The organism is Mesobacillus boroniphilus JCM 21738, assembly GCF_000517385.1.
Classification (GTDB): Bacteria; Bacillota; Bacilli; order Bacillales; family Cytobacillaceae; genus Mesobacillus; species Mesobacillus boroniphilus.
This window is the reverse complement of record NZ_BAUW01000232.1, coordinates 1-811: the sequence shown is the minus strand read 5'-3', so window position 1 is coordinate 811 and position 811 is coordinate 1. Positions and strand designations below refer to the sequence as shown.

General features: G+C 39.3%; 2 protein-coding genes. Both read left to right on the top strand.

Annotation, left to right across the window (positions count from 1 at the left end):
* Positions 1–89, top strand: an 89-nt coding sequence (locus JCM21738_RS27615; RefSeq protein ID WP_148296182.1) for a helix-turn-helix domain-containing protein, incomplete at its 5' end; no start/stop codon positions are given.
* 4 nt (positions 90–93) lie between these two features.
* Positions 94–811: DDE-type integrase/transposase/recombinase (locus JCM21738_RS22015; RefSeq protein ID WP_148296181.1), on the top strand; the 718-nt coding region annotated here is incomplete at its 3' end.

Genomic DNA, 811 nt, shown 5'->3' with positions numbered 1-811 from the left:
ATAAGCAGAAGTACAGCATTTCAGCTATTGCAAGAAAGATGAATTTATCAAGAAATACAGTTTATAAGTATTTTACAGAAGACACCTGATGAAATGGCAGAATGGACGGCATCTACTATGGCTAGAACGAAAAAATTAGATATACATAAAGAGTTGATATTGGATTGGTTGAGGAAATATCCCGACATGACGGCAGCCCAAGTATATGATTGGCTGAAAGAAAAGTTTCCTACTTTCAAAGTGGGAGAAAGTACAGTAAGGAATTATGTAAAAGATATTCGAGCAGAGTTCGCAATCCCTAAAGAGGTTTACAAACGGGAATACGAAGCCATTCCTGATCCGCCAATGGGTGAACAAATACAAGCAGATTTCGGTTTTGTGACAGTAAGGAATAAAGCTGGTAAGCCAGTCAAACTCGTGTTCATCGTATTTGTGCTAGCGCACTCGAGGTTCAAATATGTTTGGTTCCAAAATAAGCCATTTACGACTAAGGATGTAGTAGAGGCACATAAAAAAGCGTTTATTGCTTTCAGTGGAGTTTCCAAGGAAATTGTGTACGACCAGGATCGGCTACTAGTTGTAGCAGAAAATGAAGGAGATATTCTTCTTACCCAGGAATTTCAGCAGTTTGTCAACGAGGTGGAGTTTAAAGTGGTTTTATGCCGAAAGGCAGACCCTGAAAGTAAAGGAAGAGTAGAAAACGTAGTAGGCTTCGTCAAGAAGAACTTCGTTCAACACAGAATGTATCACACTATTGATTCCTGGAACGAGCAATGTCAGCAATGGTTGGATAGGACAGGTAATGGAAAAA